This is a genomic window from Faecousia intestinalis (genome assembly GCF_040096185.1).
GTDB lineage: Bacteria > Bacillota > Clostridia > Oscillospirales > Oscillospiraceae > JAZOXB01.
In genome coordinates this window covers 1-8884 of record NZ_JBBMFF010000141.1, presented here as the reverse complement: position 1 = coordinate 8884, position 8884 = coordinate 1, and the positions used below count along the sequence as shown (strand labels likewise).

General features: G+C 64.8%; 8 protein-coding genes. 5 read left to right on the top strand and 3 right to left on the bottom strand.

Features of this window, described 5'->3' with window-relative positions; genetic code table 11:
• Window positions 1-121: 121 nt before the first annotated feature.
• Window positions 122-1498 carry a magnesium transporter gene (gene mgtE, locus WMO66_RS03200; RefSeq protein WP_349134968.1) on the bottom strand — a complete coding sequence of 459 codons (1377 nt, stop codon included), beginning with the start codon at window positions 1496-1498 and terminating at the stop codon, window positions 122-124.
• A 320-nt stretch (window positions 1499-1818) separates the two neighbouring features.
• On the opposite strand from mgtE, the gene WMO66_RS03195 reads away from it, so the two are divergent.
• Window positions 1819-2979 carry an alanyl-tRNA editing protein gene (locus WMO66_RS03195; RefSeq protein ID WP_349134967.1) on the top strand — a complete coding sequence of 387 codons (1161 nt, stop codon included), beginning with the start codon at window positions 1819-1821 and terminating at the stop codon, window positions 2977-2979.
• On the opposite strand, the gene WMO66_RS03190 is transcribed toward WMO66_RS03195, so the two are convergent.
• Window positions 2942-3619, bottom strand: a complete 678-nt coding sequence (locus WMO66_RS03190) for a polysaccharide deacetylase family protein (protein ID WP_349134966.1) — start codon at window positions 3617-3619, stop codon at window positions 2942-2944. The genes WMO66_RS03195 and WMO66_RS03190 overlap by 38 nt on opposite strands.
• Window positions 3620-3693: 74 nt before the next feature.
• Here WMO66_RS03190 and WMO66_RS03185 point away from each other — a divergent pair, with 74 nt between their 5' ends.
• From WMO66_RS03185 to WMO66_RS03170, 4 genes are read left to right on the top strand one after another with little or no spacing between them, the layout of a single operon-like run.
• Complete coding sequence (locus WMO66_RS03185; protein WP_349134965.1) at window positions 3694-4518, top strand: putative RNA methyltransferase; 825 nt, start codon at window positions 3694-3696, stop codon at window positions 4516-4518.
• Between the two features lie 29 nt (window positions 4519-4547).
• A complete protein-coding gene (prfA, locus tag WMO66_RS03180; RefSeq protein ID WP_349134964.1) occupies window positions 4548-5630 on the top strand; it encodes a peptide chain release factor 1 in 1083 nt (360 codons plus the stop codon).
• On the top strand, window positions 5627-6661 hold the full coding sequence (locus tag WMO66_RS03175) for an L-threonylcarbamoyladenylate synthase (RefSeq protein ID WP_349134963.1): 1035 nt from the start codon (window positions 5627-5629) through the stop codon (window positions 6659-6661). Before prfA ends, WMO66_RS03175 begins: the two co-directional genes overlap by 4 nt.
• A complete protein-coding gene (locus tag WMO66_RS03170; protein ID WP_349134962.1) occupies window positions 6658-8640 on the top strand; it encodes an aminopeptidase in 1983 nt (660 codons plus the stop codon). The genes WMO66_RS03175 and WMO66_RS03170 overlap by 4 nt, the downstream gene beginning before the upstream one ends.
• Here the strand turns inward: WMO66_RS03170 and WMO66_RS03165 are convergent.
• Window positions 8606-8884, bottom strand: a 279-nt coding sequence (locus tag WMO66_RS03165) for a hypothetical protein (RefSeq protein ID WP_349134961.1), incomplete at its 5' end; no start/stop codon positions are given. The two genes, WMO66_RS03170 and WMO66_RS03165, sit on opposite strands and share 35 nt — an antisense overlap.

The window sequence follows — 8884 nt, the reverse complement described above, 5'->3', positions numbered from 1 at the left end:
CCCTTCGGGGCCTCGCAATGACAAATCTGGCAGCCTGAACTTTCTACTCTGCCAATGCCCTGACCAGGCATATAATGTATAAAAAACATCCCGGATGCGGCTGCATCCGGGATCGTGTTTTTCAGTTCAGCAGCAGGACGCTCGCAATGCCGAAGTAGATCAGCAGAGACAGGGCGTCGACGATCGTCGTGATGAACGGGCTTGCCATGACGGCCGGGTCGAAGCCGACCTTCTTGGCCAGCATCGGCAGCACACAGCCGATGACCTTGGCCACGAGTACGGTCAGCGCCATGGTGGCGCATACGACCAGCGCAACGAGGCAGGTGACATCCTCGTTGCCGAGCATCAGCCGGTCGACGAGCATGATCTTGGCAAAGCAGGCGGCTGCCAGCGAGATGCCGCAGAGCACGGCCGTGCGGATCTCCTTCCACACGACGCGCGGCAGATCGGAAAACTCGATCTCGCCGAGCGACAGCGAGCGGATGACCGTGACGGAGGACTGCGAGCCGGAGTTGCCGCCCGTGTCCATGAGCATGGGGATGAAGGCCGTCAGTGCGACCTGCGCGGCCAGCGCGCTTTCAAAATGCGTGATGATCAGGCCCGTGAACGTGGCCGAGACCATCAGCAGCATGAGCCAGGGGATGCGGTGCTTGAAGAGGTCGAACGTGGACGAGCGGAGATACGTCTTGTCCGACGGCGTCATGCCGCCCATGATCTCCATGTCCTCCGTGGCCTCGTCTTCCATGACGTCCATGGCGTCGTCGAAGGTCACGATGCCGACCATGCGGTTCTCCGTGTCCACGACCGGCAGGGCGAGGAAGTTGTATTTCGAGAACATGCGGGCAACTTCTTCCTGATCGGTGTGCGTATGGACGGAGATGACGTTCGTCTCCATGATCTTGTCGACGGTCTCGTCATCGTCCTGCGCCAGCAGCAGGTCCTTGACGGAGACGAGACCGATGAGCGTGCGGTTCTTGGTGACGTAGCAGGTGTAGATCGTCTCTTTGTCGACGCCCGTGCGGCGGATGCGGAGGATGGCCTCCTCCACGGTCATGCCGGGGCGCAGCGAGACATATTCCGTTGTCATGATGGAGCCTGCGGAATTCTCGGGGTAGCGCAGGATCTCGTTGATGTCCTTGCGCATGTCGGGGTCCGCCTGCGAGAGGATGCGGCGCACGACATTCGCGGGCATTTCCTCCACGATATCGACGGCATCGTCGACATACAGCTCGTCGAGCACCTCGCGCAGCTCGGAGTCCGAAAAGCCGCGGATGAGCAGCTCCTGCGCGTCCGGCTCCATTTCGACGAACGTCTCGGCCGCCAGCTCCTTCGGCAGCAGCCGGAACAGCAGCGGCAGGCGGGATTCCTCCAGCCCGTCAAAGACCGAGGCGATATCCGCGGGATTCATCGTGGATAGAATGTCGCGGATCGTGGAATACTTCTTTTCCACGAGCAGCGCCTCAAGCGTGCTCTCTACAGTTACGGTGTGATCTGCCATTTTCCGGTTCCCTCCTGATTCTTCATAGTACGGTCAGAGATTCGGAAGCGGGCACGGCAGGCCGAATATCGAATGATTAACGGGAACGCACCGCATGGACGCGGGCGTCCTTTTTCGTACTTCGGCCTACGCCAGTACCATTGCCACTCCCAGCATCCATGACGTTCCCTCCTTTTGGGCTGAAAATTTTTGAAAAGGCCCTACCTCTTATCATATTGCCGCGCGGCGCGTTTGTCAAGCGAAACCGCGGAAAAATCCCTTTTGTTTTTCGTGATCTTATGGTAAAATAGAAGAAAAACCGAAAAACGGAGTGGAAAACCTTGAACACGATCCGCATCTATGAAACGGACTCGCACGCCCGGCGGCTGCAGGCGCGCGTGCTCTCCTGCGAGGAGAGCGAAAACGGCTGGCTCGTGGAGCTGGACCGCACGATCTTTTATCCCACGGGAGGCGGCCAGCCCTGCGACATGGGCACGCTCGGCGGCGCGGACGTCACGGAGACGCTCCTGCGCGGCGAGACGGTGCTGCACCGCTGCACGGCGGCTCTGCCGGTCGGTGCAGACGTGACGGGCGAGATCGACTGGGCGCGGCGGCTGGACCTCATGCAGCAGCACTCGGGTGAGCATCTCGTCTCCGGCCTCATCCACGCGCGCTTCGGCTATGAGAACGTCGGCTTCCACCTCGGCGCGGACCTTGTGACGATCGATTTTAACGGCGAGGTGGACGAGCAGGCCCTGCAGGAGCTGGAGCGCGCCGCGAACGAGGCCGTCTGGGCCGATTTTGCGCCGCATATCTGGTATCCGGAGCCGGACGAGCTGGCGCACCTCCCATACCGCAGCAAAAAAGCGCTGACGGGCGCGGTGCGCCTCGTGCAGTTCAGGGACATCGACCTGTGCGCCTGCTGCGGCACCCATGTGGCCCGCACGGGCGAGATCGGCCTCATCAAGCTGTTCAGCACGACGCATTTCCGCGGCGGCTCGCGCATTGAAATGGCCTGCGGCGGCCGTGCCCTTGCCGTGCTGAACGCCCTTTGCGCCCAGAACCGCGACATCTCCGTCCGCCTGTCGGCAAAGCCCGTGCAGACGGCCGCCGCCGTGGCGCGATTGGCCTCCGAGCGGACGGAGGCGCAGCAGCGCGCCGCCGCGCTGGAGGACCGCCTGTTTGCCCTGCTGGCGCAGGACGGGCAGACGCTCCGCTTTGAGCCGCCTATGCCGCCGGAGAGCGTGCGCCGTCTGGCGGATGCCATGGTCCGGGCGAACGAAGCGCGCAGCGCCGTGTTTGCCGGGCAGGACGGCGCGTGGCACTATGCCATGGCCGACCCGTCGGGCGACCTGCGCGGCCTTGTAAAGCGGCTCAACGCTGCGCTGCAGGGCAGGGGCGGCGGAAAGCCCGGCTTTGTGCAGGGCTCGCTCGCCGCGTCCCGCACGGACATCGAGGCGTTTTTCACGGCGGAAAGCTGCAGTATGCCTGACCCGGCGTGAGCGCCGTGCCGCTGCGCGCGGCCAGCTCCGAAACGGTCAGAAATTCATAGCCCTGCGCCTGCAGGGCATCAATGACACGCAGCGCGGCCGTCACGCTCGAGTCCGTCAGGTCATGCATCAGAATCACGGATCCCGGCTCCGCGTGGCGCAGGATATGTGCCGTCACGGCGTCGGCATCGTGCACGTGCCAGTCCTCCGGGTCGACGGACCAGAGGATGACAGGCAGATCGGCGCAGGCCGTCTGCTGCAGCACGGCCGTGTCATACAGCCCGCCGGGCGGGCGCAGCAGCGTCGGCGCGCGGCCCGTTGCCTCCATGAGCTTGCGGCGGGCCTCGGCAAGATCGCGGCAGACCTCGGCACGGCTCATGGAAGTAAAATACGAATGCGTGTCGCCGTGCGTGCCGGTCTCGTGTCCCTCGGCGGCGATGCGCGCGGCCAACTCCGGATACAGATCGATCCGGTAGCCGCAGAGAAAGAACGTCGCATGCACGCCGCGTGCGGCAAGCCCGTCCAGCAGGCGCTCCGTAAGCGCGCCCGACGGTCCGTCGTCAAACGTCAGCGCCACGCAGCGGGGCTCCGCCGCATGGCCGCGCGGCAGCAGGGCGGCCAGCGCGGCAAGCAGGCATAACAGCCGTTTCATGCAGATCCCTCCCGGACTTTTGTGTTCCGGGGTAGTATGTGCGAAAACCGGCAGAATATTGAGAGGAAACAACCATGATTCAGGTGATCTGCCCCGTATGCGGGGCGGCGCTCGCGCCGCAGGGCGCGGCATGGCGCTGCGTGCAGGGGCATTGCTTTGATGTGGCAAGGCAGGGTTATGTAAACCTTCTGACGGTGACGCAGAAGCACTCGCGCCATCCCGGCGACACGCGGGAGATGGTCGCTGCGCGGCGCGCGTTTCTGGACGCGGGGTGGTATGCGCCCATCGCCAAAACGCTGGCAGACCTTGTGCGGCGCTTCTGCCCGGCGGCAGAGGCCGTACTGGACGCCGGGTGCGGGGAGGGGTATTATCTCTCGCAGCTCGGCTGGATCCCGGAGCGCTGGGGCATCGATATCTCCCGCGACGCCGTGCGCTATGCCGCCGTGCGGGACCGCAGCGCCCACTGGCTCACGGCCACGGCGGCCCATCTGCCGTTTGCGGACGGCGGGTTCGACTGCGTGCTGTGCATGTTCGCCCTGACGGCCGGGGCGGAGTTCTTCCGCGTGCTGCGGCCGGGCGGCATCTTTGTGCAGGTGCTGGCGGGGCAGGGCCATCTGCCGGGGCTGAAGTCCATCATCTATCCCGCGCATGTAGAGAAGGAAAAGATGCTCCACCCGGCGCTGCCGGGCTTTGGGCTGCTGCACACGCAGACGCTGCGCTTTTCATTCTCCCTGCCGGATGCGCAGAGCGTGCACGACCTGCTGTATATGACGCCGCATGTCTGGCGCATCACGAAGCAGGGCGCAGAGGCGCTGGCGCAGACCGCGCAGCTGACGGATACGGCGGAGGTCATCTTCAACATCTACGGTAGACAAGAGGCCGGGAATCTGCTAGAATAAGGACAAGGATCAAATACGGAGAGTGGAGCATGCTGGATAAGCTGAAACAGGTCGAGGACCGCTATGAGGAGCTGTGCGCCCGCGCGGAGCAGCCGGATTTTTACGCCGACCCGAAGAAGGCGGCGGCATGGCTGCGCGAGCAGAAGGAGCTGGCCCCCATCGTCGCGGCCTACCGCGCCTACTGCGCGGCGCAGCGGGATATGCAGGATGCGGCGGAGCTGATGGCCGGGCAGGCCGACGCCGAGCTGAAGGCCCTGTGCCAGGAGGAGCTGGCAGGTGCAAAGAAGCGCGCCGCCGCACTCGAGCAGGAGCTTAGAGTCCTGCTGCTGCCCCATGATCCGAACGACGGCAAGAACGTCATCCTCGAGATCCGCCCCGGCGTGGGCGGCGAGGAGAGCGCCCTGTTTGCGCACAGCCTTTTCCGGATGTACAGCCTCTATGCCGCCGCGCGCGGCTGGACCGTGGAGCTTCTGAACTACAGCGAGACGGAGCTTGGCGGCATCAAGGAGGCGGACTTCATGATCTGCGGCGCGGGGGCCTATTCCCGGCTGAAGTTCGAGTCCGGCGTGCACCGCGTGCAGCGCGTGCCCGAGACGGAGTCCGGCGGGCGGGTGCACACGTCCACGGCGACGGTCGCCGTCCTGCCGGAGATGGAGGAGGCCGATGTCGACCTCCGGCCGGAGGACATCGAGATGCAGGTCTATCGCTCGTCCGGCGCGGGCGGCCAGCACATCAACAAGACGTCGTCTGCCGTGCGTCTCATCCACAGGCCGACCGGCATCGTCGTGGCCTGTCAGGAGGAGCGCAGCCAGTTCCAGAACCGCGAGCGCTGCATGATGATGCTCTCCTCAAAGCTCTACCAGCTCGAGCAGGAGCGCATCGAGTCGGCCGTCTCGTCCGAGCGCCGCAGCCAGGTCGGCAGCGGCATGCGCAACGAAAAGATCCGCACCTATAATTTCCCGCAGAGCCGTGTGACCGATCACCGCATCGGCCTGACGCTCTACCAGCTGGATTCTATTCTGAACGGCGGGCTTGACCCGATCCTTGACGCGCTCATCGCGGCGGATCAGGCCGAAAAGCTCCGCCGCAGCGAAAGCAGTGACAAATCATGAAAACACAAATGCTCTCGGCGCAGCGTCCGGAGGACATTGCCGCCGCAGCCGGGCTGCTGCGAAACGGCAAGCTCGTCGCCATCCCGACCGAGACCGTCTACGGCCTCGGGGCAAACGGGCTCGACGAGAACGCCGTGCTGCGCATCTTCGAGGCGAAGGGGCGTCCGCAGGACAACCCCCTCATTCTGCATATCTCCGAGCCGAAGGAGCTGGAGTCGATCTGCCATGACATCCCCGCGCAGGCGTGGCTGCTGGCGGAGCACTTCTGGCCCGGCCCGCTGACAATGGTGCTGCCCGTCCGCGATCTCGTGCCGAAGCGCACGACGGCAGGGCTGGATACCGTCGCCGTCCGCTGCCCGAAAACGGCCGCGACGCGTGAGCTCATCCGGCTGGCGGGTGTGCCTATCGCCGCGCCGTCGGCCAACCGCTCCGGCAAGCCCTCGACCACGACGGCGGCCCACGTGCTGCATGACATGGACGGCCGCATCGAGGCCATTCTGGACGGCGGCCCCTGCGAGGTCGGCGTGGAATCCACGATCGTCGACCTGACGGGTGAGCGTCCGCGCCTGCTGCGCCCGGGCGGCGTTACGCCGGAGGAGCTGCGCGCTCTGCTCGGCGAGCTGGACATCGACCGCGCCGTGCTCGGTCAGATCTCGAACGACGCCGTCGTGCGCGCTCCCGGCATGAAGTACAAGCACTATGCCCCGTCGGCGGAGGTCTATATCATCTCCGGCAGCAGCGAGGCGGCCGCGCGCTATATCCGCCGCCGCTTCGGCCCCGGCGACGCCGTTCTGTGCTTTGCTGAGGAGCTGCCGCTCTATGACGGCTGCAATCCGACGGCCTACGGCTCTGAAAACGATGTGCGCACACTCTCTGCCGGGCTGTTTGCCGCCCTGCGCGACCTCGACCGGCCGGATATCCGAACGATCTATGCCCGCTGTCCCGAGGGCGGCGGCGTGGCCTACGCCGTCGGCAACCGCCTGAAGAAGGCGGCGGCCTTCCGTGTGGTCGACGCGGAGCACGAGGCATGAAAATTCTCGGCATCACCGGCGGAAGCGGCAGCGGGAAAACGACGCTGCTGCGCGCCGTAGAGCATCTGGGCGGCCTCGGTCTCGACTGCGACGCCATTTATCATTGCCTGCTCGAAACGGACGATGCCCTTGTCGCCGCCATCGGCGCGCGCTTTCCCGGCACGGTCCGGGACGGCCGGGTCGACCGCCCGGCGCTGGCCGCCGTCGTGTTTGCCGATCCGGCGGAGCTTGCGGCCCTCGATGCCCTGACGCATGAGGCCGTTGCGCGCGAGGTACGGCGGAGGCTTTGGCAGTCGGAGGCACCGTTTGCCGCCATCGACGCCATCGGCCTGTTCGAAAGCGGCCTTGCCGCCCTGTGCGACGAGACGGTCTGTGTGCTTGCGCCCGAGGAAACGCGCATCGAGCGGCTCATCCGGCGCGACGGCATCTCCCGCGAGCGCGCCCTTGCCCGCATCCGGGCGCAGAAGAGCGACGAGGCCCTGCGGGCCCAGTGCGGCCATGCCCTGTGGGCGGACGCGCCGACGCCGGAGGCATTTCAACAACAATGTGAGCAATTTCTGAAAGGAGTTTTGATGATGGAAGAAACCAAGAAGTTCGAAAAGGAGCGCGAGGCGCTGCTTTCCAGCCCCAAGAACGGCTACGACCGCATTTCCGAGGCGGACCTTGCCGCGATGGAGTCCTACTGCAAGGAGTACATGAAATTCATCAGCGACTGCAAGATGGAGCGGGAGGCCGTCAAGTGGACGATCGAGGCCGCTGAGAAGGCCGGCTTCCGGGAACTGAAGCCCGGTATGCAGCTGAAGCCCGGCGACCGCGTCTACGGCAACAACCACAACAAGAGCGTGATTTTCGCCGTCGTCGGCAGCGAGAGCCTGAACGAGGGCACGCACATCTGCGCGGCCCACATCGATTCCCCGCGTCTGGACCTGAAGCCGAATCCCCTGTATGAGGATGCGGGCATGGCCTATTTCAAGACGCATTACTACGGCGGCATCAAGAAGTATCAGTGGACGACGACCCCGCTGGCCATCCACGGCGTCGTGGCAAAGAAGGACGGCACCGTCGTCACCGTGACCGTCGGCGAGGAGCCGGGCGATCCCATCTTCTGCGTGACCGACCTGCTGGTCCACCTGTCTGCTGACCAGATGCGCAAGACGCTGGCCGAGGGCGTGACGGGCGAGAACTTGCGCATCCTGCTCGGCAGCCGTCCCCTGAAGGACGACGAGGGCGCCGACCGCGTGAAGTTCGCCATCCTGATGCTCCTGAACGAGAAGTACGGCCTGACGGAGGAGGACTTCCTCTCCGCCGAGCTGACCATGGTCCCCGCAGGCCCTGCGCGTGAGGTCGGCTTCGACCGCAGCCTCATCGCCGCCTACGGCCATGATGACCGCGTATGCGCCTATGCAGCCTTCAAGCCGCTTCTGGACCTCGGCACCCCGGTCAAGACGGCCGTGTGCGTGCTGGCCGACAAGGAGGAGATCGGCTCCGTCGGCATCTCCGGCATGCAGAGCCAGTATTTCGAGATGTTCATGGAGGACCTGTGCGAGGCGGCGGGCGCAAGCAAGCGCCGCTGCTTCGAGCATTCGTTCTGCCTGTCCGCAGACGTCAGCAACGCCTTTGACCCGCTGTATGCCGAGACCTGCGACCCGACGAACAACACGAAGATCAACTACGGCACCGGCATCTTCAAGTATACCGGCGCGCGCGGCAAGTCCGGCAGCTCCGACGCGGCCGCCGAGGTCATGGGCTATGTGCGCCGCATCTTTGCGAAGCACGACGTCATCTGGCAGACCGGCGAGCTCGGCAAGGTCGACCAGGGCGGCGGCGGCACGGTCGCCTGCTACATGGCAAACCGCAACATCGAGACCGTCGATGCCGGCGTCCCGGTGCTGTCCATGCATGCCCCGATGGAGATCGTCTCCAAGCTGGATACCTACATGACCTTCAAGGGCATGAAGGTCTTCTACGAAGAAAACTGATCTGTCCTGCCCCGCTTTGGAGCTCCAAAGCGGGGCAGCGTTTTTGCACGATGAGTAGCCCCACCCGGCTCTGCAGGAACAATCGGTACAGGTTGGCGTTAAAATGGCACCAGCCCCGAATTGTCATTGCGAGGAGGCCGCAGGCCGACGCGGCAATCTCGGGAAGGCATTGCCGATTCGCACTGGCTGCCGATAAAAACGCATTGACCAATTGCGTGCGTCTGTAGCGGCGCTCAGTGAGCGC

Excerpts from the sequence above, each read along its gene's own strand:
- mgtE (WP_349134968.1), bottom strand. The coding sequence starts at position 1,498 with ATGGCAGATCACACCGTAACTGTAGAGAGCACGCTTGAGGCGCTGCTC.
- WMO66_RS03190 (WP_349134966.1), bottom strand. The coding sequence starts at position 3,619 with ATGAAACGGCTGTTATGCCTGCTTGCCGCGCTGGCCGCCCTGCTGCCG.
- WMO66_RS03185 (WP_349134965.1), top strand. The coding sequence starts at position 3,694 with ATGATTCAGGTGATCTGCCCCGTATGCGGGGCGGCGCTCGCGCCGCAG.
- prfA (WP_349134964.1), top strand. The coding sequence starts at position 4,548 with ATGCTGGATAAGCTGAAACAGGTCGAGGACCGCTATGAGGAGCTGTGC.
- WMO66_RS03175 (WP_349134963.1), top strand. The coding sequence starts at position 5,627 with ATGAAAACACAAATGCTCTCGGCGCAGCGTCCGGAGGACATTGCCGCC.
- WMO66_RS03170 (WP_349134962.1), top strand. The coding sequence starts at position 6,658 with ATGAAAATTCTCGGCATCACCGGCGGAAGCGGCAGCGGGAAAACGACG.